Origin of the sequence: Tomitella biformata AHU 1821, assembly GCF_000524475.1 — a bacterium.
GTDB lineage: Bacteria > Actinomycetota > Actinomycetes > Mycobacteriales > Mycobacteriaceae > Tomitella > Tomitella biformata.
Genome location: NZ_BAVQ01000083.1, coordinates 134,440 through 157,614 on the forward strand (window position 1 = coordinate 134,440; position 23,175 = coordinate 157,614).

20 protein-coding genes are annotated in these 23,175 nt (G+C 69.0%); 15 read left to right on the top strand and 5 right to left on the bottom strand.

Features of this window, described 5'->3' with window-relative positions; translation table 11 throughout:
* The first annotated feature begins 23 nt into the window (after positions 1-23).
* The 12 genes from TBIF_RS20835 (at position 24) to smc (ending at position 13,918) form a co-directional block, all read left to right on the top strand.
* Positions 24-3,407, top strand: a complete 3,384-nt coding sequence (locus TBIF_RS20835) for a pyruvate carboxylase (protein ID WP_024796675.1) — start codon at positions 24-26, stop codon at positions 3,405-3,407.
* Positions 3,404-3,958: a 16S rRNA (guanine(966)-N(2))-methyltransferase RsmD gene (gene rsmD / locus TBIF_RS20840; protein ID WP_024796676.1), complete on the top strand. Its 555-nt coding sequence runs from the start codon at positions 3,404-3,406 to the stop codon at positions 3,956-3,958. The genes TBIF_RS20835 and rsmD overlap by 4 nt, the downstream gene beginning before the upstream one ends.
* Positions 3,959-3,994: 36 nt before the next feature.
* Positions 3,995-4,471, top strand: coding sequence for a pantetheine-phosphate adenylyltransferase (gene coaD / locus TBIF_RS24140; protein ID WP_038172192.1), 477 nt, complete (start codon positions 3,995-3,997; stop codon positions 4,469-4,471).
* Between the two features lie 170 nt (positions 4,472-4,641).
* On the top strand, positions 4,642-5,394 hold the full coding sequence (locus TBIF_RS20850) for a DivIVA domain-containing protein (RefSeq protein ID WP_024796677.1): 753 nt from the start codon (positions 4,642-4,644) through the stop codon (positions 5,392-5,394).
* A 132-nt stretch (positions 5,395-5,526) separates the two neighbouring features.
* Entirely contained in the window at positions 5,527-6,147 is a 621-nt protein-coding gene (locus tag TBIF_RS20855) for a YceD family protein (RefSeq protein WP_024796678.1), read from the top strand.
* A gap of 2 nt (positions 6,148-6,149) precedes the next feature.
* Positions 6,150-6,332 carry a 50S ribosomal protein L32 gene (gene rpmF, locus TBIF_RS24145; protein WP_038172195.1) on the top strand — a complete coding sequence of 61 codons (183 nt, stop codon included), beginning with the start codon at positions 6,150-6,152 and terminating at the stop codon, positions 6,330-6,332.
* Positions 6,329-7,051, top strand: a complete 723-nt coding sequence (gene rnc, locus TBIF_RS20860) for a ribonuclease III (RefSeq protein WP_024796679.1) — start codon at positions 6,329-6,331, stop codon at positions 7,049-7,051. Before rpmF ends, rnc begins: the two co-directional genes overlap by 4 nt.
* Before the next feature lie 3 nt (positions 7,052-7,054).
* Positions 7,055-7,954, top strand: coding sequence for a bifunctional DNA-formamidopyrimidine glycosylase/DNA-(apurinic or apyrimidinic site) lyase (gene mutM / locus TBIF_RS20865; protein ID WP_024796680.1), 900 nt, complete (start codon positions 7,055-7,057; stop codon positions 7,952-7,954).
* Positions 7,955-8,005: 51 nt separating this feature from the next.
* The gene (locus TBIF_RS20870) at positions 8,006-9,445 is read left to right on the top strand and encodes an alanine/glycine:cation symporter family protein (protein ID WP_024796681.1); all 1,440 of its coding nucleotides are present in this window, start codon (positions 8,006-8,008) and stop codon (positions 9,443-9,445) included.
* 70 nt (positions 9,446-9,515) lie between these two features.
* The gene (locus TBIF_RS20875; protein ID WP_024796682.1) at positions 9,516-9,971 is read left to right on the top strand and encodes an OsmC family protein; all 456 of its coding nucleotides are present in this window, start codon (positions 9,516-9,518) and stop codon (positions 9,969-9,971) included.
* Complete coding sequence (locus TBIF_RS20880; protein WP_051461688.1) at positions 9,958-10,263, top strand: acylphosphatase; 306 nt, start codon at positions 9,958-9,960, stop codon at positions 10,261-10,263. The genes TBIF_RS20875 and TBIF_RS20880 overlap by 14 nt, the downstream gene beginning before the upstream one ends.
* Positions 10,264-10,288: 25 nt before the next feature.
* Complete coding sequence (gene smc / locus TBIF_RS20885) at positions 10,289-13,918, top strand: chromosome segregation protein SMC (RefSeq protein ID WP_024796684.1); 3,630 nt, start codon at positions 10,289-10,291, stop codon at positions 13,916-13,918.
* 47 nt (positions 13,919-13,965) lie between these two features.
* On the opposite strand, the gene TBIF_RS20890 is transcribed toward smc, so the two are convergent.
* From TBIF_RS20890 to TBIF_RS20910, 5 genes are all read right to left on the bottom strand, one after another.
* Positions 13,966-15,555, bottom strand: a complete 1,590-nt coding sequence (locus tag TBIF_RS20890; RefSeq protein ID WP_024796685.1) for a CotH kinase family protein — start codon at positions 15,553-15,555, stop codon at positions 13,966-13,968.
* Positions 15,555-16,232, bottom strand: coding sequence for a DUF4956 domain-containing protein (locus TBIF_RS20895; RefSeq protein WP_024796686.1), 678 nt, complete (start codon positions 16,230-16,232; stop codon positions 15,555-15,557). The genes TBIF_RS20890 and TBIF_RS20895 overlap by 1 nt, the downstream gene beginning before the upstream one ends.
* Before the next feature lie 36 nt (positions 16,233-16,268).
* Positions 16,269-17,168 carry a polyphosphate polymerase domain-containing protein gene (locus TBIF_RS20900; RefSeq protein WP_024796687.1) on the bottom strand — a complete coding sequence of 300 codons (900 nt, stop codon included), beginning with the start codon at positions 17,166-17,168 and terminating at the stop codon, positions 16,269-16,271.
* Positions 17,169-17,265: 97 nt separating this feature from the next.
* Positions 17,266-18,714 carry a sensor histidine kinase gene (locus TBIF_RS20905; protein ID WP_051461690.1) on the bottom strand — a complete coding sequence of 483 codons (1,449 nt, stop codon included), beginning with the start codon at positions 18,712-18,714 and terminating at the stop codon, positions 17,266-17,268.
* The gene (locus TBIF_RS20910) at positions 18,711-19,424 is read right to left on the bottom strand and encodes a response regulator transcription factor (RefSeq protein ID WP_235174912.1); all 714 of its coding nucleotides are present in this window, start codon (positions 19,422-19,424) and stop codon (positions 18,711-18,713) included. The genes TBIF_RS20905 and TBIF_RS20910 overlap by 4 nt, the downstream gene beginning before the upstream one ends.
* A 161-nt stretch (positions 19,425-19,585) precedes the next feature.
* Between TBIF_RS20910 and ftsY the strand changes: the two genes are divergently transcribed.
* The 3 genes from ftsY (at position 19,586) to TBIF_RS20930 (ending at position 23,115) form a co-directional block, all read left to right on the top strand.
* Entirely contained in the window at positions 19,586-20,986 is a 1,401-nt protein-coding gene (gene ftsY / locus TBIF_RS20915) for a signal recognition particle-docking protein FtsY (RefSeq protein ID WP_024796690.1), read from the top strand.
* A 360-nt stretch (positions 20,987-21,346) separates the two neighbouring features.
* Positions 21,347-22,765 (top strand): ammonium transporter, encoded by a 1,419-nt coding sequence (locus TBIF_RS20925; protein ID WP_024796691.1) that lies wholly within the window; start codon positions 21,347-21,349, stop codon positions 22,763-22,765.
* Positions 22,762-23,115, top strand: coding sequence for a P-II family nitrogen regulator (locus TBIF_RS20930; protein ID WP_024796692.1), 354 nt, complete (start codon positions 22,762-22,764; stop codon positions 23,113-23,115). The genes TBIF_RS20925 and TBIF_RS20930 overlap by 4 nt, the downstream gene beginning before the upstream one ends.
* The last annotated feature ends 60 nt before the right edge of the window (positions 23,116-23,175 follow it).

The window sequence follows — 23,175 nt, forward strand, 5'->3', positions numbered from 1 at the left end:
CGGTGACAGGTAAATTCAGCGGCATGTTCACCAAGGTGCTAGTGGCCAACCGCGGCGAGATCGCAATCCGCGCCTTCCGCGCGTCCTTCGAGCTGGGAATCGGTACCGTCGCCGTGTTCCCAGAGGAAGACCGGAACTCCCTGCACCGGACCAAGGCCGACGAGGCCTATGAGATCGGCGAGCCGGGCCACCCCGTCCGCGCCTACCTGTCGGTGGCCGAGCTCATCGCCACCGCCCAGCGGGCCGGGGCCGACGCGATCTACCCCGGCTACGGCTTCCTCTCGGAGAACCCGGAGCTGGCGTCGGCCTGCGAGGCCGCCGGGATCACGTTCGTGGGCCCGCCCTCGTCGGTGCTGCAGCTGACGGGCAACAAGTCCCGGGCCATCGACGCCGCGCGCAAGGCCGGGCTGCCGGTGCTCACCTCCTCTGAGCCCTCCACCGATGTGGAGCAGCTGCTCGCGCACGCCGAGCAGCTGAGCTTCCCGCTGTTCGTCAAGGCCGTCTCCGGCGGCGGCGGGCGCGGCATGCGGCGCGTGGCAGAGAGGTCCGCGCTGCGGGAGGCGATCACGGCGGCCTCGCATGAGGCGGAGTCGGCGTTCGGCGACGGCGCGGTGTACCTGGAGGAGGCCGTCGAGCGGCCCCGCCACATCGAGGTGCAGATCCTCGCAGACACCTTCGGCAACGTGGTGCACCTCTACGAGCGGGACTGCTCCGTGCAGCGCCGCCACCAGAAGGTCATCGAGATCGCACCCGCCCCGAACCTGGACCCCGAGCTGCGGGACCGCATCTGCGCGGACGCCGTCGCCTTCGCCCGCGAGATCGGCTACTCCTGCGCGGGCACCGTCGAGTTTCTTGTGGACGAGCACGGGAACCACCGCTTCATCGAGATGAACCCGCGGATCCAGGTGGAGCACACCGTCACCGAGGAGATCACCGACGTCGACCTGGTGCAGGCGCAGCTGCGGATCGCCGCGGGGGAGTCCCTCGTAGACCTGGGGCTGACCCAGGACAAGATCCGCATCCGCGGCGCGGCTCTGCAGTGTCGCATCACCACAGAGGACCCCGGCAACGGCTTCCGGCCGGACACCGGCCGCATCACCGGCTACAGCACCCCCGGCGGTGCCGGGATCCGGCTGGACGGCGGCACCACTGTCGGCGCGGAGGTGGGCGCCTACTTCGACTCGATGCTGGTCAAGCTGACCTGCCGCGGCGCGGAACTGCCGGCCGCCATCGTCCGCGCGCGCCGGGCCCTCGCGGAGTTCCGCATCCGCGGGGTGTCCACCAACATCCCATTCCTGCAGGGCGTGCTCACCGACCCGGACTTCATGGCCGGCGGGGTCACCACCGCGTTCATCGAGGACCATCCGCATCTGCTCGAGGCCCGCTCCTCCGCGGACCGCGGCACCAAGATCATGACCTACCTGGCCGATGTGACGGTCAACAAGCCGCACGGCGCACGGCCTGCCGGAGTGGACCCGGTCTCCAAACTGCCCAAGCTGGACACTTCGGCCCCGATTTCGGACGGCTCACGCCAACGGCTCCTGCGCCTGGGTCCGGAGGGGTTCGCCGCGGACCTGCGCGGGCAGACCGCGCTGGGCGTCACCGACACCACCTTCCGCGACGCGCACCAATCGCTGCTCGCCACGCGCGTGCGCACCCACGACCTGCTGGGTGCCGCCGGGCACGTCGCGCGGATGACCCCCGAGCTGCTCTCGATCGAGGCCTGGGGCGGCGCGACGTTCGACGTGGCGCTGCGCTTCCTCCGCGAGGACCCATGGGAGCGGCTCGCCGCGCTACGCGAGGCTGTGCCGAACATCTGCCTGCAGATGCTGCTGCGTGGGCGCAACACCGTCGGCTACACCCCCTATCCCGAGGCGGTGACGGACGCGTTCGTGCGCGAGGCCGCCGACAGCGGCGTGGACATCTTCCGGATCTTCGACGCGCTCAACAACGTCGACCAGATGCGCCCGGCCATCGACGCGGTCCGGGAGACCGGAACGGCCCTGGCCGAGGTGGCCCTGTGCTATTCCGGGGACCTGTCCAACCCGGGGGAGCGGCTGTACACCCTCGACTACTACCTGGGCCTGGCTGAGGAGATCGTGGCGGCCGGCGCGCATGTGCTGGCGATCAAGGACATGGGCGGCCTGCTGCGCGCCCCGGCGGCGCGGACCCTCGTGACGGCACTGCGCGAGAACTTCGATCTGCCAGTGCACGTGCACACCCACGACACAGCCGGCGGGCAGCTCGCGACGTACCTGGCGGCGTGGGACGCCGGCGCGGACGCCGTGGACGGGGCGTCCGCCGCGCTGGCGGGAACCACCAGCCAGCCGTCGCTGGCCGCCATCGTCGCGGCGACCGCGCACACCGAGCGAGACACCGGCCTGGATCTGGACGCGGTGTGCGCGCTCGAGCCCTACTGGGAATCCGTGCGCGGGCTCTACGCGCCGTTCGAGGCCGGCCTGCCCGCGCCGACGGGGCGCGTCTACGCCCATGAGATCCCCGGCGGGCAGCTGTCGAACTTGCGCCAGCAGGCGATCGCGCTGGGCTTGGGTGACCGCTTCGAGGACATCGAGAACACCTACACGGATGTGGACCGCGTGCTGGGCCGGCTGATCAAGGTGACGCCGACCTCCAAAGTGGTGGGCGACTTGGCGCTGGCGCTGGTCGGCAAGGGCGCGAGCGCGCAGGACTTCGCGGCGGATCCGGCGTCGTTCGACATTCCCGCGTCCGTCATCGGCTTTCTGCGCGGCGAGCTGGGCGAGCCCGCGGGCGGCTGGCCCGAGCCGCTGCGCACGCAGGCCCTGCGCGGGCGCGGACCGGCGCGCGCGGACCAGGAGCTCACCGCTGCCGAGCAAGCGGGCCTCGACGATCCGGCGACGCGCCGCGGCACGCTGAGCGAGTTGCTGTTCCCGGAGCCGGCCCGCGGCCTCGCCGCTCACCGGGCGGAGTTCGGGGATACCTCGACCATCGGCTCCCGGGAGTTCCTCTACGGGCTCCAACAGGACGAGGAGCACCGGGTAAAGCTGGGCCCGGGCGTCACGCTGATCATGCGGGTGGACTCGATCTCCGAGCCTGACACCCGCGGTATGCGGACCGTGATGTGCATGCTCAACGGGCAGTTGCGCCCGCTGCAGGTGCGGGACAGGTCTGTCGCCGACACTCAGCCGGTGGCCGAGAAGGCACGCAAGGACTCGCCGGGGCAGGTGCCGGCGCCGTTCGCGGGCGTCGTGACTCTCGCCGTGCAGGTGGGCGGGCAGGTGCGCGCCGGGGAGGTCATCGGCAGCATCGAGGCGATGAAGATGGAAGCCGCGATCACCTCGCCTGTCGGGGGCCGGGTGGCGCGGGTCGCCATCGCGCCCGTCGCGCAGGTCGAGGGCGGGGACCTGCTCGTGGAGGTCATACCGTGACACGGATCATTGCCGGCGCGGCCAAGGGCAGACGTCTCGCCGTGCCGCCCGCCGGGACTCGACCCACCTCCGACCGAGTCCGGGAGGCGGTGTTCAGCGCGCTCGGCTCGCGGATGGACTTCGACGAGGCGCGCGTCTTGGACCTGTTCGCAGGCTCGGGCGGGCTGGCCCTCGAGGCGCTCTCGCGCGGCGCCGCGCAGGCGGTGCTGGTGGAGGCCAATGCGAAGGCCGCGGACATCGCGCGGGCGAACATCGCGACGGCGGCGCTGCGCGGGGCCAGAGTGCACCGCGGACGGGTACAAGCGCTGCTCGACGCGGGCGCGGATGGGCACTATGACCTGGTGTTCGCCGACCCACCGTATGACATCGCCGAGGAGGACGTGACCGCGATGCTGGCAGCGCTCTGCCAGCACGGCTGGCTGGCGGCGGACGCGCTGGTGGTGCTGGAGCGGTCCACCCGCTGCCCGGAGACGAGCTGGCCCGCGGAGATCGACGACGTGCAGGTCAAGCGCTACGGAGAGACCCGGGTCGAATTCGGCAGGGCGGAATAGGCCGCGGGGCAAACGGGCCTGTTACGGTCAGCAGCTATGAGTATCGCGGTATGCCCCGGGTCCTTCGACCCCGTCACCAATGGCCATCTGGACGTCATCAAGCGGGTCGCGGCCCAGTTCGATGAGGTGATTGTCACAGTGCTGATCAACAAGAGCAAAAAGGGCATGTTCACCATCGAGGAGCGGATGGCGATGATCGCCGAGGCCACCTCCGGGCTGTCCAACGTGCGCGTCGACTCCTGGCACGGGCTGCTGGTGCACTACGCGCAGCAGAACGAGGTCACGGCCATCGTCAAGGGCCTGCGCGGGGCCAACGACTTCGACTACGAGCTGCAGATGGCGCAGATGAACACCGCGCTCACCGGCATCGACACGTTCTTCGTGCCGGCGAACCCGCAGTTCGGCTTCCTGTCGAGCTCGCTCGTCAAAGAGGTCGCCACGTACGGCGGCGACGTCGCGGAAATGCTGCCGAAGTCTGTGCACGCGAAGCTGTTGGCCCGGCTCGCGGAATAGCCCTCTCGCCGCTGTGGAAAATGCCGACACACCGGACACCGGAGCGTGGCGTGGCCCCTCTCAGCGGGCAGACTGGGCGCAACACATGAATCTCGAGCCCCGCACTATCGCGCGCGCACGCGCATAATCAGACGGGGCAACAGGCGTAACAGTGAACGATAGGGGTAGCGGTGTATCGGGTATTCGAGGCGCTCGACGAGCTTGTGGTGATCGTGGAGGAATCGCGCGGGGTGCCGATGACGGCTGGCTGCGTGGTGCCGCGAGGCAACGTGCTCGACCTGCTCGACGACATCAAGGAGTCGCTGCCTCCCGAGATGGACGACGCCCAAGACGTGCTCGACCGTCGCGACTCGCTCATCAACGAGGCCCGTGCCAGCGCGGAGCACGCCGTGGAGCGGGCCAACACACACGCGGAGACCACCCTCGCCGACGCTCGCGATCAGGCGGACCGCATCGTCTCCGACGCGAAGGCACAGGCGGACCGGATGGTCCAGGACGCGCAGCACCACGCTGTGGAGCTGGTCTCCGGCGCGGAGGCCACCGCCGACCGTGCGATCGAGGACGGGCGCCGCGAGTACGAGATGCTCACCGGCCGCGCCAAGTCCGAGGCGGACCGCATCATGGAGGCCGGCAACGCCTCCTACGAGCGCTCCATTGCGGAGGGCCAGGCGGAGCAGGACAGGTTGGTCTCGCAGAACGAGGTCGTCCAGGCCGCGCATGCGGAGTCTGCGCGCGTGATCGACGAGGCGCACTCCGAGTCGGACCGCCTGCGCGGGGATTGCGACATCTACGTGGACACGAAGCTCTCGGAGTTCGAGGACCTGCTCTCGGGCACGCTGCGCTCAGTCGGCCGCGGCCGCCAGCAGCTGCGATCCACCGGCGCGCCGGACTTCGGCTCCGGTTTCGCCAACAACACCCGCTGACCCCGCCGGCACCGAGGATCGGCTGGAACCCGTTAGTGCGCGCTAATTGGGTTGCGGCCGATTTTGCCGTACCCTTACTAGGTTGTCACCGAACGTGGTAACCGTCTGCTTTAGAAGTCATCGGAGAGGTATTTGTCGACAACGCATCACACCGCCAGGAGGACCCCGCAGGAGGGGCCTTTCGTGTTCGATACGCGCCTGCTGGGACGCCGGCCCGGCGCTATGCAATCTGAGCAGCGCACCGTGGCTGCCCCTGCGCGAATGGGTCTTGACCTGATCGCCATCGCGGCCGGCGCGCCCATCGAGCTCGACCTACGCCTGGAGTCTGTCGTCGAGGGCGTGTTGGTGACCGGCACGGTCAACGCTGAGGCGGCGGGGGAGTGCTCGCGTTGCCTGGGCCCGCTCACCCAGCACGTCGAGCTGTACCTCACCGAGCTCTTCGCCTACCCGGGCAGCATCACCGCCTCGACCAGCGAGGAAGACGAGGTTCCGCGGATCGAAGACGATGCGCTGAACCTCGAGCAAGTCCTGGTGGATACCCTTGGGCTAGAGTTGCCACTGCGGCCGCTCTGCCGTGAGGACTGTGCGGGATTGTGCCTGGAATGCGGCATTGACCTGGCGATTGCTGAACCGGGGCATGGGCATGACAGAATGGATCCTCGCTGGGCTGCACTGGCCGCGAAGTTCGGGGATCCGGCAGCCGATCAACCAGATGATCAAGCAAGTCAAGACCTTCAAACCGAGGAGAATTAGTCGTGGCCGTTCCCAAGCGCAAAATGTCGCGTTCCAACACCCGGTCACGGCGCAGCCAGTGGAAGACCACTGCGCCCAACCTCGTCACCTGCCCGAACCGCGGCTGTGGCGAGCCGACCCTGCCCCACATCGCGTGCCCGTCCTGCGGCACCTATAAGGGGCGTCAGGTCACCGCAGCGGTGTGACGCACGTCTCTGCGTCTACCCATGAGCTAGATCGAGGCCCACTGCTGCGTGCAGTGGGCATCGATGTCGAAGAGGGCTTGCTCACGTTGGCACTCACTCATCGCTCGTTCGCACACGAGCATGGTGGGCTGCCAACGAATGAGCGCCTCGAATTTCTAGGCGACTCGGTGCTCGGCCTGACCGTCACCGAGAATCTGTATCGCAGCCACCCGGAGAAGTCCGAGGGCGAGCTCGCCAAACTCCGCGCCAGCGTGGTCAACATGCACGCGCTCGCCGAGGTGGCCCGCGGGCTGGGCCCCGGCGGCCTGGGCGTCTACATGCGTCTGGGCAAGGGCGAGGAGCTCACTGGCGGCCGCGACAAGGCCAGCATCTTGGCCGACGGGACGGAATCGCTGCTCGGTGCCGTCTACCTGCAGCATGGTCTGGACATCGCCTCTGAGGTGGTGCTTCGGCTGTTCGCCGACCTGCTCAGCCGCGCGCCGCGTCTGGGCGCCGGCCTGGACTGGAAGACCAGCCTCCAGGAGCTCGCCGCCGCGCAGGACCTGGGCGCCGTCGAGTACCAGATCGAGGGCACCGGCCCCGACCACTGCCGCGAGTTCACTGCGACTGTCGTCATCGGCGAGGCCTCCTACGGCTCGGGCATCGGCCCCACCAAGAAGGAAGCTGAGCAGAAGGCGGCCGAGCAGACTTGGCAGCAGCTTTCCGGCCAGGCTGACTAACCGGTGCCGGAGCTACCTGAGGTCGAGGTGGTCCGCCGTGGCCTCGCCGAACACATCCTGGGCCGCGTCATCGAGAAGGCCACCGTCCTCAACCCCCGTGCGTCCCGGCGCTACGAGCCGGGGCCTGACGCAATGGCTGCGCACCTCGCAGGCTTGCGGATCGACGCGGTCAGCCGGCGCGGCAAGTATCTGTGGCTCGAGCTGAGCGACTCGTCCGCGGAACAGCACGGGGAGCCCTCTGAGGCGCTCGTCGTGCACCTTGGCATGAGCGGGCAGATGCTCCTGCATGATTTGGGCGCGACTGCCGGCAAACACCTGCGCGCACACGCGATCCTCGGCAAACTCGGGGCCCCGAGCGTCGAACTGCACTTCGTGGACCAGCGCACCTTCGGGTGGTGGCTGCTAGCGCCCATGACCGAGGTGGACGGCACCGCGGTGCCCGAGCCCGTCGCGCACATCGCCCGCGACCCCCTGGACCCGCAGTTCGACGCCGGCGCGGTGGTCAAGGCCCTCAAGTCCAAGCGCTCCGAGGTCAAGCGGTTGCTGCTGGACCAGACGGTCATCTCCGGGGTCGGCAACATCTACGCGGACGAGGCGCTGTGGCGTGCGCGCGTGCACGGCAACCGGCCCGCGCATCTGTTGACCAAGCCGAAGCTGCACGAGCTGATCGAGTCCGCCCAACAAGTCATGGCAGAGGCGCTTGCCCAGGGCGGCACCAGCTTTGACGCGCTGTACGTGAACGTCAACGGCGAGTCTGGGTACTTCTCGCGCTCGCTGAACGTCTACGGCCGCGAGGGCGAGCCATGCCTGCGCTGTGGGACGACCATCCGCCGCGAGCAGTTCATGAACCGCTCCTCCTACAGTTGCCCCGTCTGCCAGCCGCGCCCCCGCTCCACCCGCTAACCCACCAGGGTCCTCGGCTCGCGCCAGGTCCGCGAGTCCGATGGGACACCCATGGAAACCGCAACCGACTTCGTATCGTCTGTCAACGACGTCGTCTGGTACCCGATCATCGCGCTGCTGATCGGGCTGGGGCTGTACTTCTCGGTCAAGTCCCGGTTCGTCCAGGTGCGCCTGTTCCGGGAAATGTTCCGCGTCATCACTGACAAGCCGGACAAGCTGCCCGACGGCCAGGACGGCATCTCCGCGTTCCGAGCGTTCTCGATCTCCGCGGCCTCGCGAGTGGGCACCGGCAACATCGCGGGGGTGGCGATCGCAATCGGCATCGGCGGCCCGGGCGCGGTGTTCTGGATGTGGGCGATGGCCATTGTCGGCGCGGCCTCGGCGTTCGTGGAGTCCACGCTCGGCCAGCTCTACAAGGTTCGTGATAGGCAGAGCTTCCGCGGGGGACCGGCCTACTACATGCAGTACGCGCTGGGAAAGCGGTGGCTGGGGTTGGTCTTTGCGGTGATCATCACCATCACCTACGGCTTCGTGTTTGTGGCAGTGCAGACCAACTCGATCGCCGACGCGGTCTCCAGTTCTGTGGGCCGCAGCAGCGGCGCGATCAACATCGCCGTCGGCCTGGTCGTGGCTGCGCTGACGGCCTCCGTGATCTTCGGCGGGGTGCGTCGGATCTCGTCCGTCTCGCAGGTCGTGGTCCCGTTCGTCGCGATTGCCTACCTGCTGCTCGGCCTGCTGGTGGTGGTCCTCAACATCACCGAGGTGCCGCGGATGTTCCTGGAGATCGTGCAGGGCGCGTTCGGTATCAAGGAGGTCGTCGGCGGGGGCATCGGCGCGGCGCTGATGCAGGGCATCCGGCGCGGGCTGTTCTCCAATGAGGCCGGTATGGGCTCCGCACCCAATGCCGGCGCGACGGCATCCGTCAGCCACCCCGTCAAGCAGGGCCTAGTGCAGAGCCTAGGCGTGTACTTCGACACTCTGTTGGTCTGCTCGATCACCGCGTTCATCATCTTGCTGGCCCAGCCGGACTTCAGCGCCAACGTCGGCGCGGCCCTGACCCAGGACGCGCTGGCCACCCACCTCGGCGACTGGACCATCCACTTCCTGACCATCGCAATCTTCTTCCTGGCCTTCACCTCGGTGCTCGGCAACTACTACTACGGCGAGTCCAACATCGAGTTCATGACCGGCAACCGCAACGTCCTGCATACCTTCCGGGTGCTCGTGGTGGTGTGCGTGTTCGTCGGGGCGGTGGGCTCGCTGCCGCTGGTGTGGGCGATCGCGGACCTGTCGATGGGCGTGATGGCGACCGTGAACCTCATCGCGATCGCGCCGCTGTCGGTAATCGCGTTCCGGATGATGAAGCACTACCTGGACCAACGCAAGCTCGGGCTCGAGCCCACGTTCAACCGGTCCGAGATGCCAGACCTGCCGGGCGTGCAGGTCTGGGACGACACACCCGTCTCGGAGCTGGCCCCGGCCAAGGCCTGACCGCCGTGCCCTGACCGCCGTGCCCTGACCGCCGTGCCCTGACCCGCGGGCCAGTGGCAGGATTATCGGCATGGCTGTCAATCCCGAAACACCGGCGAATCCCGAGACCCCCGCCCACACCGACCTGTGGGTCGAGCGCACCGGCACCCGCCTCTACACCGGGCGCAGTTCCCGCGGCGCGGAGGTGCTCATCGGCTCCGACGGCGTCGAGGGCGTTTTCACCCCCGGCGAGCTGCTGAAGATCGCACTGGCCGCGTGCACCGGGATGAGCTCGGACCTGCCGCTCTCGCGTCGGCTCGGGGAGACCTACGACGCCGTCGTGCATATCGACGGGCCCGCGGACCGGGAGAACGAGTGGTACCCGGTGCTCAGCGAGCGGATGGAGCTGGACCTGAGCGAGCTCGACGCGGATGCTCAGGAGCGGCTGCTGCTGGTGGTCCAGCGCGCCATCGACAAGGTGTGCACGGTGGGCCGGACGATTAAGCGCGGCGCCGAGATCGAGCTGGAGCTGGATGTTGAGTCCTGAGCCACGTCCTGAGCATGAAGAGCTGGTGCGGCTGACCGCTTGGGCACACGGCACCGTGCAGGGCGTTGGCTTCCGCTGGTGGACCCGGGCACGCGCCCTGGAGTTGGGGCTGGTCGGCAGCGCCACCAACACCGCCGACGGCCGGGTGCTCGTCGTTGCGGAGGGGGAGCGTCCGGCGTGCGGGCGGCTGCTCGCGCTGCTGGAATCGGGCACCACGCCAGGCTCTGTGGACCTGGTGGTGGCCAGCTGGGACGAGGCGCGCGGGGGCCTGCGGGGATTCGTCGAGCGGTAGGTACCGCCCGGTAAGATGGACCCCTATGCATCTCAAGAGTCTGACGCTCAAGGGCTTCAAGTCCTTCGCGTCCTCGACGACTCTGCGATTCGAGCCCGGCATCACCTGCGTGGTGGGGCCCAACGGCTCCGGCAAGTCCAACGTGGTGGACGCGCTGAGCTGGGTGATGGGCGAGCAGGGCGCGAAGGCGCTGCGCGGCGGCAAGATGGACGACGTGATCTTCGCCGGCACCGCCGGCCGCCAGCCGCTGGGCCGCGCCGAAGTCACCCTGACGATCGACAACTCTGACGGCGCGCTGCCCATCGAGTACTCCGAGGTGTCCATCACCCGGCGCGTGTTCCGCGAGGGCGGCGGCGAGTACGAGATCAACGGCGCCGCCTGCCGGCTGATGGACGTCCAAGAGCTGCTCAGCGACAGCGGCATCGGCCGCGAGATGCACGTGATCGTCGGCCAGGGCCGCATCACCAGCATTCTCGAGTCCCGACCCGAGGAGCGGCGCGCGTTCATCGAGGAGGCCGCAGGCGTCCTCAAGCACCGGCGCCGCAAGGAGAAGGCCGTCCGCAAGCTCGACTCCATGCAGGCCAACCTGAGCCGACTGAACGACCTCACCTCCGAGCTGCGCCGCCAGCTCAAGCCCCTGGGCCGGCAGGCCGAGGTGGCCAGACGGGCCCAGACCGTGCAGGCCGACCTGCGCGACGCGCGGCTGCGCCTGGCCGCCGACGACCTCGTGACCCGCCGTGGCGAGTTAGCCCGCGGCGAGGAGCAGGAGGCGGAGATCCGGGCGCAGTTCGAGACGACCGCCGCCGCGCTCGAGGAGGCCACCGCCGAGCTCTCCGACCACGAGGTGGCCGTTGCGCACCTGGCCCCCGAGGCCAAGGAGGCGCAGCAGGGCTGGTTCCGGCTCTCCGCGCTGGCCGAGCGCCTCGACGCGACCATCCGCATCGCCGGCGAGCGGGCCCGCAACCTCGACTCCGCGCAGGAGTCCGCGCCGGGACGCGACCCGGACGAGCTCGATGCCGCCGCGGAGCGCGCTGCGGAGGAGGAGCTCGAGCTCGCCGCCGCAGTGGAGGCCGCCGCTGAGGTCCTCGAGTCCGCGCGTGAGGAGCTGGCCGACCGCGAGATGGTCGCCGCCGAGACCGAGCGCGCCCACGTCGCCGCCGTCCGTGCCGTGGCCGACCGTCGCGAGGGCCTGGCGCGACTCGTCGGGCAGGTCAACACCCTGCGCAGCAAGGCCGAGTCCGTGGACGCGGAGGTCACGCGGCTGAGCGAGGCCATGGCCCACGCCGAGCAGCGCGGGGATGAGGCGCAAGCCGAGTTCAACACCGTGCAGGGTTCCGTCGACGCCCTCGACGCCAGCGAGCTGGGCCTGGACGCCCAGAACGAGCGGGCCGCCGCCGCCCACGCGACTGCCGCCGCCCGAGTCGCAGAACTGCGGGCCGCCGAGCGCGAGGCCGAGCAGACGGTGGTCTCACTGCGCGCGCGGATCGAGGCCCTCGAGATCGGGCTGGCCCGCCGCGACGGCGTCGCGTGGCTGCTGGAGCGCTCCGGCCACGGCATCCTGGGCACGGTCGCGGAGCAAATCAAGGTGGATGACGGCTATGAGCGGGCCGTCGCCGCAGCCATGGGCCCGGCTGCGGAATCGCTTGCGGTGCAGGATGTTTCCAGCGCGCATGCGGCGATAGCCGCGCTCAAGGACGGCGACGGCGGCCGGGCGGCGCTCGTGGTCGCAGGGGCCGTAGACCCCGCCGCGCCCGCCGTCGCACTACCCCCCGGCGCGCGCTGGGCCGCCGACCTGGTCACCGCCGAGCCCGAGCTGCGGGCCGGGCTGCGGACCCTGCTAGCGGGCATCGTCGTGGTGGGGGACTTGGGTTCTGCCGCAAGGCTTGTGGAGGCCCACCCCGCGCTGCGTGCGGCCACCATCGAGGGGGACCTCATCGGCGCCGGCTGGCTCGTCGGCGGCTCTGAGGCCGGGGCCAGCGTGCTCGAGGTGCAGGCCGCGATCGATAAGGCCCGAGTGGACCTCGCCGCCGCCGCACATCGCGCGGAGGAACTCGCCGCCGCGCTCTCGGGGGCCGTCGCGGAGGAAGCGCAGCGGGCGGAGTTCGCGGAGCAATCCCTTGCCGCCTTGAACGAGTCCGACGCTGAGATGGCCGCCGTCTACGAGCAGCTCGGCCGGCTGGGCCAAGTGGTTCGAGCGGCCCAGGGGGAACGGGACCGGCTGGCCGCCCAGCGGGCGAAGGCCGAGACCGGCCGTGAGGAGTCCATCGCCGGGCTCGCGGACCTGGAAGACCGGCTGCGGGTCGCGGAGGTGGAGACCGACGGTGGGGAGGATGCGGAGATCGAGGGCGGGCACGTGCTCGCCGAGGCTCGCGAGGAGGCCGCCGCCGCGGTCGCCGAGGCCCGCATGGTCGAGGTGGAGGCCCGGTTGAACCTGCGCACCGCCGAGGAACGTGCCAACGCGCTGCGGGGCAAGGCCGACTCGCTGCGCCGCGCCGCCGTCGCCGAGCGGGAGGCCCGTGCCAGGGCCGAACGAGCCCTGGCACAGCGGCGACAGGCCGCGGAGGTCGCGGCCACCGTTGAGGAGCTGGGGCGGATGGTCGACGAGCGTCTGGTCGAGGCCGTCGCGTCGGCTGCGCGCCACCGCGACGAGCTGGAAGCGCAGGTCGCCGAGCGCAACGAGGCGCTGCGGGCGATCCGCGACCGGGTGGGCGAGTACACCACCATGATGAGCGCGCTCACCGACGTGGTGCACCGCGACGAGGTGGCGCGAGCCAAGATTGCGCTGCGCATTGAACAGCTCGAGGAGCAGATCGGCGAGCAGCACGGCATCGGGCTCGAGGACCTGATCGCCGAGTACGGCCCGGACGTGCCGCTGCCGCCATCCGAGTTGGAGATCGCCGAGTACGAGCAGGCTCGCGAGCGTGGGGAGCAGGTCATCGCGCCCGCGCCCATGCCCTTCGACCGCGCCACCCAGGAGCACCGCGCCAAGCAGGCCGCGCGCGACCTCGCCACGCTCGGCAAGGTCAACCCCCTCGCGCTAGAGGAGTTCGCCGCGCTAGAGGAGCGCTACAACTTCCTTTCCACGCAGCTTGAGGATGTGCGCAAGGCCCGCCTCGATCTGCTGGAGGTGGTTGCCGACGTTGATGAGCGCATCCTGCAGATCTTCACCGAGGCGTGGCTGGACGTCGAGCGCGAGTTCGTGGACGTCTTCGCGACACTGTTCCCGGGCGGGGAGGGCCGGCTGATCCTCACCGACCCCTCCGACATGCTCACCACCGGCGTCGACGTCGAGGCCCGCCCGCCCGGGAAGAAGGTCAAGCGTCTCTCGCTGCTCTCCGGCGGCGAGAAGTCCCTGACCGCCGTCGCCATGCTCGTCGCCATCTTCCGCGCCCGGCCCTCCCCGTTCTACGTGATGGACGAGGTCGAGGCGGCCCTCGATGATGTGAACCTGCACCGGCTGATCAGCCTGTTCGATCAGCTGCGGGAGAAGTCCCAGCTGATCATCATCACCCACCAGAAGCCGACGATGGAGATCGCCGACGCGCTGTACGGGGTGAGCATGCAGGGCGACGGCATCACGAAGGTGATCTCGCAGCGGATGCGGGGCGTGGAGCTGGGGTCCGCGGCGGCAGTGGCCGGGCCGATCGGGGAGTAGCGCCGCCTGCTCGACGACCCCGGGATCGAGGCCGTCGAGCAGCTGCATCACTTCCGCATCGCGGATAGCGCCGCGGTGCGCTCTTTCACCCAGGCCCGGAGCGTCGCGATCTCCTCATCGCGGCTCTCCGCGGTGAGCGAGTCCGTCACCGGGACGGCGCTCTCCAAACGCGCGAGCACCTCGAGCGCGGTGCCGTCGCCGTAGATCTGCTCGAACAGCTCCCAGTAGGCGGCCTCGTAGAGGTGTGTGAACGCCTCCGAGGCCAGGAACCGGGTCTTGAGGCTGTTGCCGCCGAGACCGCCGGCGTCCATGCCGGGCGGACCGGATTCCGGTGCCGCACCGGGTGCCTTGCCGTCGCCACCCCCGGGGAACGCCGGCATGTCCTGGGGCGTCACCGGCATGCCCCCTGGCATCTGGGGCATGCCCTCCGGAGCTGCGTCGGGCATCCCCACGGGCATGCCCGCGCCGCCGCCACCGTTCGCGCCGCCCGGCATCATCGACACGGTGTCCTGCGGCCCAGCGGCGGTGTCGCCGGACAGCGCCATGTTCAGGTCCCAGGACATGACGCTGATCAGCGTGGTGTCGAGGTCGTACCAGAGGTAATAGTTCTGGCCTGGCCCCGCCATGTCGTCGCCGTTCGACAACAGATTCTGCGTCGCCACGTAGCGGGCGAAGGAGTCGACGTCGACCCAATCACCCAGCTCCGCGTCGAAGGTGGCGTCGTCCGCCGAGTCCAGCCAGCGCAGGAAATCGATCACGGGCTGCAGCGTGCCGGAGTCCCGTGCGTTGACCTGCTTGAACTGGCCTGAGTAGTCGGACTGGTCCTCGCCGACATACTCGAATCGGGAACCCGCGTCGGCCTTGTAGAGGTAGCCGTCGGAGTCGAACAGCGAGTTCGCGTACTGCTCGTCGGGGTTCTCCAGCACCAGTCGCGTGGTGGTGGCCCCGCCATTGATGGAATACGACGTGTAGGCGTGCCGCTGGGTTGGCTGGCCGGTCTCCGCGGTCAGCGACAGCGCGAGGGCCTCGTTCACCACGGGGGAGCCAGGCCGGACAGACAACTGGGTCATCCCCTGGTAGGCCTGCCCCTCGTGATTCTTGTTGAAGCTGAGCAGCAGCGGGAGGCTCGCCGGATCGTCGGCGCTCACCGACGTGGCGGCGCCCATCGCCCCGCCCGCGTCGGGCATGGCCATGCCGTCCGGCGGGACGAAGCCCTCGGGCAGTTCCATTCCCTCAGGCGGGGCGAAGCCGCCATCCCCGCTCAGCCCGATCAGCGTCGAGTTCCCCTTCAGCCGCACCCCGACATCGCTGATGAGCAGGCCGTCGATCGTCACATCCGCGGTGATCCACTTCTTGTCCCCGTTGTCCTGGTACGCCGCGAGCATGTCGTGGTATTCCGTGTCGGAGATGGACAGCTCGAGGGTGTGGCCGACGGTGTCATCGAACAGATCGACCGTGCCGGTGAGGTTCTCGGTGATCGGCGAGGACAGCACGGTCGCATCGCCGGTGATATACGGCCGGATCCGCGTCGCGCCGAACACGGTGGCCACGACGGCGATGGCCGCGACGAACGCGACGAGGAGCTTCCAGTGCTGTCGCAGGGGCATGGGCACGCGGTGCCGTAGCCGGGCAGTCATCAGATGTCTGTCTGGTCGTATCCGGTCAGGACGGTGACGCGCTGGCCGGTATTCACCGCGCTCAACTCCCCGATAAGTGTGGCTGGTTTATGGCCCTTCTTCAATTGCGCCGTGTAGTACAGCTCTGTGAGCGCCCCCGAGCGGGCCGACTCGGTCGAGACCAGCTCGAAATCGGAGCAGTGGGCCAGCAGGACGTCCTCGACCAGGGCGGTGTAGTCGCCGGTCGGGGGCACCTGGACCTTGACGACCTGGCGTTGGACGTCGAGCTTGAACATATTGAACTTGCCCATGATCACCAGCACCGCGCAGATGGCGATGGTGGCGGCGATCGCGAGCAGATAAAAGCGCGTGCCCGTCGTCATACCTATCGCCATGACGAGGAAGATGAACGCGACGTCGCGGGTCTCCTTGATCGCATTGCGGAATCGGACGACGGAGAGCGCGCCGACCAGAGCGAACGCGCGTGCGATATTCGAGCCGACGACGAGCATGATCAGCGCGACGACCATCCCGACGACGACGAGCGTTTGCACGTAGGACTGGCTGTAGGAGACCCCCTTGTGGGTGTACCGATAGACCCAGCCGATGATCGCGGACAGGATGAAGGACAGTGTCAGCGAGATGACGATGTCGAACGTGGTGAAGGTTCCGCTGAGATCCTGGAAATCAATGTTCATTGCATACCTAGTTCGTAGTGGTCGTGTGGCGTTAAGTCAGACGGCTGGGACGAGGACGTCGGCCGGTGCGGTGGCGTCGGCGCTGTCCTGCATGATCAGCTCAGGACTGCCGAGGATTGAGCGCGGCGCCTGGCCGAACGCCTCCACCGACTGGCAGTACTTGGAGATCCGCGCGATGGACATGTCCATGCGGGCGGCCATGTCCGTGGCCCAGTAGGGCACCCGCTCGTTCGCCTTGAGCTCGACGATCGCGAGCTTGGGCGGGATGATGAAGCGGTTCTCGGCGTCGGCGGCAAAGTGGAAGTCGCGGTCCCGGCCGTGGACCTTGTGATCGATCGTGACGCGCAACCCCAGGTCGGCGTCGCGCCCGATGAAAGCCTCGCGCAGGTACGCGGTGGTGACGAGGGGGCGCAGGTCGAGGTTGCCGACCAGGGTCGTCACCTCGTTGGCGAAGGCCCGGCAACTTGGATCCAGCTCAATCTCTTCGCGCTCGTCCAGCCAGCGCCGAGCGTCCGCGTACGGCATCTCGACGCGCCGTTTCTGGGTGACGCGGTTCACCCGCTGCTTGATCTCGACCTGCACGGGAGTGTCGTCGCCGCAGTCCGCGGGATCGCCGTACAGACGGATCCGCAGTTTTCGCCGGAACTTCAGCCCCTCGATCTTCTCCCAATAGAAGCGCAGGTTCGCAGTGTCGTAGTACAGCGACGTGACGGGGTAGCCGCCGGTGGGAGAGTACGGATCGGAGTCCATCCGCGCGGCCAGCTCGGCGCGCAACTCGGGGACCCGCAGCTCGTCGACGAGGTATTTGATCTCGTAGCGGTTGAAGGAGTGCAGCCGGCTGGCCGTCTGCTGGAAGCCCATGGACGAGAGCGCGCTGGGCTCCCCGGTTTTCTCGGTGGGGGCGGAACGCGCTCGAAACTGTTGCCAAAAACCCAATGGCCTGGCCTTTCCTCGGTGAACGGGAGGTGTACGTCTCCAGTACAGCGGGGGAACATGGCAGCCAGGTCCGCCTAGGCTGGGAGTTTGCTGGCAATCAGGGCGCGTCGCGGCGCGGCAGAAGCACTCGGAACGTCGCGCCGGCGCCCAGCCGCACCTGGGCCGTGCTGCCGCTCTCCGCCGCGACGCTGCCGCCATGTGCTTCGACGATGCCGGCGACGATGGACAGCCCCAACCCGTTGCCGCCCGAGGTGCTGGTGCGTGAGGAGTCCGCTCGGTAGAAGCGCTCGAAGATCGATTCCAGGTCCTCGGCTGCGAGGCCAGGTCCGTTGTCCGCGACCTCGAGCACCGCGGAGTCGCCCCGCGTGCCCACTCGAACCGTGATCGTCGAGTTGTCGGGAGTGTGGGTGAGGGCATTGTCGACGAGGTTGCCGAGCACCTGGCGCAGGCGGGCGTCGTCCCCGGTCACCACGACGCCGTCTGTCCCCGGGAACAGCTCGAGCCGGGTCTCGCGCTCGGGGGCCACCGCGCGCGCGTCGTGCACGGCGTCGGCAGCGAGCACAACGAGGTCGACGGGCTCTTGTGCGTGGGGTCGGCGCTCGTCTAGTCGTGCGAGAGCGAGCAGGTCCTCCACCAGGGCGCCCATGCGCCGGGACTCGCTCTCGATCCGCGCCATCAGCCGGTCCATATCCGTGCTCGCACCCTGCCGGTAGAGCTCGGCGAACCCGCGGATCGTGGTGATGGGGGTGCGTAGGTCGTGGCTGGCGTCGGCGATGAATCGCCGCATCTTCCGCTCGGAGGCTGCGGTCGCCGCGAACGCGTCCTGGATTTGCGACAACATCGAGTTCACTGCGATCGCAAGCGCACCGACCTCCGTCCGCGGGTCGGATTCTGGCACGCGTCGGGACAAGTCGCCCTCAGCGATCGCGGCCGTCGTGCGCTCGACCTCCCGAAGCCCGCGCAGGCTCTGCCGCACCGTCAGGTAGGCGGCTCCGGCGAGGAGGGCCAACACCACCAGGCCGGTCCAGATCTGCAACCCGGCGAGCCGGCGGACCACCGCGTCGTTCGCGGTCAGCGGGGTGGCGATGGTCAGCGTCTCGCCGCGCGGCGTCGTGAACCGCAGTGCGCGCCAGCGCACCCCGGTGCCCTCCGTCGCGGGGACTGTGGTGGGCGTGCCCATCCCCATGCCTGCCAGATCGGGGCTGGTGGACTCGTCGTTGAATAGGGCGAGGGTCTCGCCGTCCGCCGCCTGCACGTGGACATAGAACCAGCTCGGCGGGCGTTCCGGGCCTGGAGGGCTGGCACCCGGGGGCAGCTGGCCCGGGGGCAGCTCGCCCAGCGGCCGCGCCCAGCCCTTCTCCGCGTCCAACAGCGACTGGTCGGTCCGCGCGAGCATCGAGTCCGCCAGGGCCCTGGTCACCACCACGCCGGAGACCACGAGCGCCGCCGCGGACAACAACACGGCGAGCCCCACCAGGCGCACTCGCAGCGGCGTGCGGCGGGCGACCTGGACGATCCTGGAGACGCGCGTGCTCTCTTTTCTCACGCCCGCGGCTCGCGCAGGACGTACCCGACACCCCGGATGGTGTGGATCAACGGCCGCTCGCCATTGTCGACCTTGCGCCGCAGATATGAGACGTAGGACTCGACCACGCCCACCTCGCCGCCAAAATCGTAGTTCCACACGTGGTCGAGGATGCGCGGCTTCGAGAGCACCGTGCCAGCGTTGATCATGAGATACCGCAGCAGCGTGAACTCGGTGGGGGACAAGGACACCGGCACCCCTGCTTTTGTCACATCGCGGGTCTCGTCATCGAGCTCGAGATCGGCGAAGCGGATCCGGGCGCTGCGCTCGGCCCCGGCGGCCCGACCCGCGCGGCGCAGGATGGTGCGCAGCCGGGCGATCACCTCCTCGAGGCTGAACGGCTTGGTGACGTAGTCGTCCGCGCCGAGGCTGAGCCCGGTGACTTTGTCCGCCACCGCGTCACGCGCGGTGAGGAACAAGACCGGCGCGTCGCACCCGTCGGCACGCAGCCGCTTGAGCAGCCCCATCCCGTCCATGCCGGGCATCATCACGTCGAGGATCAACGCATCGGGGCGGAATGTCCGGGCGCGGTCGAGGCCCTCCGCCCCGGTGCGCGCCGTCGCCACTTCGAAACCTTGGAAGCGCAGGGACACCGAGAGCAACTCCAGAATGTTCTCCTCGTCGTCGACTAGGAGGATCCGGGCTTCGGGAACGGCAGCGATTGAGGTCACGCCCGACAATATGTCGCACCTTTCTGACAACTCGTGGTTAGTTTCCTGGCAGTCTCCTGTGAGCCCGCGCGGAGAGCTGGGCGGGAACACGGCCCGCATCGGCTACAGCGTGAGTCCGAGCCGCCACCACCAAGATGAGGTCAGGCTGCGATGATGACCAGGTGAACTCAACGCTATGGATTGTCATCGCCGTAGTCGCCGTCCTGCTCGTCGCCGCGGTCATCGCCGGCACCGTGCTGTACCGGCGTCGCCAGATCAGCCTCACGGGCACTGCCGAGCCGCAGCAGGTGGGGGAGAAGAAGGACGCGCCAGGCGGGTATCAGACCGGCAGCGGGTTCAACTTCAGTGAGGGCGAGGGAGCTCCCACACCCGCAGCGGAAGCGCCCGCTGCCCCGAAGCACGAGGCGCCTGAGACTGAGGCCCCGCAGGTCCAGGTCCCGCCGCATGCCCCGAAGCACGAAGCCCCGATCACTCCCGAGGTTGTCGATCCTGAGGTAGTCGAGCCGGCGCCCGTGGAGAAGGCTCCCGAGGCCCCGCTGGTTGTCGCCCCGGAGACCGTCGAACCTGCGATCGTCGCAGAGCCCGAGGCCATCGAGCCCGCCGCACCCGTCGAGCCCGCTGCTCCCAAGCTCGACGAGATCGCGCCCACCGAGGGCCGCCTGGATCGCCTCCGTGGCCGGCTCTCGCGCTCGCAGTCGGCTGTCGGCAAGTCCCTGCTGGGCCTGCTCGGCGGCGGCGACCTCGACGAGGACTCGTGGGAGGAGGTCGAGGACACGCTGATCATGGCGGACATCGGCACCGCCACCACGACGAAGGTCGTCGCGATTCTGCGTGAGCAGATGGCCACTCGCGCCGTGCGCACCGAGGCGGACGCCCGCGCGCTGCTGCGCGAGGTCCTGGTCGCGGAATTGCAGACCGACCAGACCCGGTCGATCCGCGCGCTCCCGCACGCCGGCAGCCCCGCGGTGCTGCTGGTCGTCGGCGTCAATGGCACCGGCAAGACCACCACCACCGGCAAGCTGGCCCGCGTGCTCGTTGCGGACGGCCGCCGCATCCTGCTCGGCGCGGCGGACACCTTCCGCGCTGCCGCGGCCGATCAGTTGCAGACGTGGGGCGACCGCGTCGGGGCGGACATCGTGCGCGGCAAGGAGGGCGGGGACCCGGCCGCGATCGCATTCGACGCCGTCGCCAAGGGCACCGAGCTCGGCGTGGACGCGGTCCTGATCGACACCGCCGGCCGCCTGCACACCAAGACCGGACTGATGGACGAGCTCGGCAAGGTCAAGCGCGTCATCGAGAAGAAGACCCCGGTGGACGAGGTGCTGCTGGTGCTCGACGCGACAGTCGGGCAGAACGGCCTCACCCAGGCCCGCGTGTTCGCCGAGGTCGTGGATATCACCGGCGTCGTGATCACCAAGCTCGACGGCACGGCCAAGGGCGGCATCGTCTTCCAGGTGCAGAACGAGCTGGGCGTGCCAGTCAAGCTCGTCGGCCTGGGTGAGGGCCCCGACGACCTCGCGCCATTCGAGCCCGGCGCGTTCGTGGATGCGCTGCTCGGCTAAACCTCCAGATCGCAGCCAGGCGAACCCGGCCCGGGGCAACCCAGGCCGGGTTCGCCATTTCCGGTCAGCGCGGGAGCGGTCGCCGAACGAGGCGAAGTTGCGCGGTTCGTCGACGAATTGGCGCAACTTCGTCCAGTTCGAGGAGCTCCACAGGGAGAACATGTGCGGGCAGGGGTGTGAGGGGAAGTTCACCCGGCCGTAACACCGTGCTGGTTTTTGTTTCGTAATCGCAACACTGCGCGCCAGCTGGTGAAACGCGAGTCCCGCAAGATTTCCACCAAGAGCGGGGAAAGTGGTTCCCCGCTGGTGGGAGGTGTGGCGGTGAGCCAACTTGTGACAGCGGCGGAGCAATTTCCGGTGATGGGGGTGCCAGACACCGGGGACACGGCGTGGGTGCTCATCAGCGCGGCCTTGGTGATGCTGATGACGCCCGGGCTGGCGTTCTTCTACGGCGGCATGGTCCGCGCGAAGAGCGTGCTCAACATGATCATGATGAGCATCAGCGCGCTCGGTGTCGTCGGCATCTTGTGGGTGGTCTTCGGCTACTCGATGGTCTTCGGCAACGACCGTGGCGGGTTGATCGGCGACCCCACAGAGTTCTTCGGCCTGGGGAGCCTGCTCAGCGGTGCCAGCACCACGGAGATCCCGCTGGTGGGCACGGTGCCGGCGCTGGCGTTCGTCGCGTTCCAGATGATGTTCGCCGCCATCGCGGTGGCGCTGATCTCCGGGGCTGTGGCGGACCGGATGCGCTTCGGTCCGTGGCTGCTGTTCGCGGGGGTGTGGGCGACGCTGGTGTACTTCCCCGTGGCGCACTGGGTGTTCTCCGCGGACGGCGTGGCGAGTGAGACGGGCGGCTGGATCATCAGCAAGCTCCACGCGATCGACTTCGCCGGGGGCACCGCGGTGCACATCAACGCGGGCGCTGCGGCGCTGGTCCTGGCGCTGATGCTGGGCACCCGCCACGGCTGGCGCAAGGAGCCGATGCGCCCGCACAACGTGACGCTGGTGATGCTCGGCGCGGCGCTGCTGTGGTTCGGCTGGATCGGCTTCAACGCGGGCTCCGCGCTCGGGGCGAACGGTGTGGCGGCGACTGCGCTCGTGACCACCATGGTCGCGGCCTGTGCGGCGATGCTGGCCTGGCTGCTGGTGGAGCGTCTCCGCGACGGTCACTCCACGAGCCTGGGTGCGGCGTCGGGCGTGGTCGCCGGCCTGGTGGGCATCACCCCGGCCTGTTCCTCGGTGGATGTGTGGGGGGCGCTGGCGATCGGCGTCGCGGCGGGCGTGGCCTGCGCGTTGGCCGTCGGGCTCAAATTCCGCTTCGGCTACGACGACTCCCTCGACGTGGTGGGCGTGCACCTGGTCGGCGGCATGGTCGGCACCCTGCTGATCGGTCTCGTCGCGACGAAGAACGCGCCGGCGGGGGTCGACGGGCTGTTCTACGGCGGCGGACTCGAACAGATGTGGCGCCAGGCGGTCGGCGCTGGCGCGGTCCTGGCGTACTCGCTGGTGGCCACGGCATTGATCGTCGCCGTGCTCAAGACGGTCATGCGACTGCGCATCGCCACCGAGCACGAGGTGGCTGGCATCGATGCCACCCAGCACGCGGAGACCGCCTATGACTTCGGCCGAGCCATGATCGACTCCGTGCGCGCGCCGATGCTGGCCCCACAGGGCAAGATCGAGCACGACCGAGTGGGAGGCGGGCGCGTGTCAGCGGGCGCCTCCGCAGCCGCCCGGCAGGCAGATTCCAGAGGGACCGAAGTGAGGGAGACGCTGTGAAACTGGTGACCGCAATCATCCGGCCGGTGATGCTGACCAACGCCAAGACCGGCCTCGAGCAGTGCGGAGTCCGCGGCATGACCGTGACAGAAGTCCGCGGGCACGGCCGCCAGAAGGGCCACACGGAGGTGTACCGGGGCGCGGAGTACGCGGTGGACCTGCTGACCAAGCTCAAGATAGAGGTGCTGGTCGACGACGAGATGCTGGACGAGGTGATCGACGCGCTGGTGCGATCCGTGCGCTCCGGGGACGGCGGGGAGGGACGCGTCGGGGACGGCAAGGTGTGGGTCACCGCGGTCGAGTCCGTGGTGCGGGTCCGCACGGGGGAGCAGGGCAGAGAGGCGCTGTGAGGGCGAGTCGCTAGGCTGTCGTCAATACAGTTGTGCCGCGACCGGCCAGCTGACTGACAC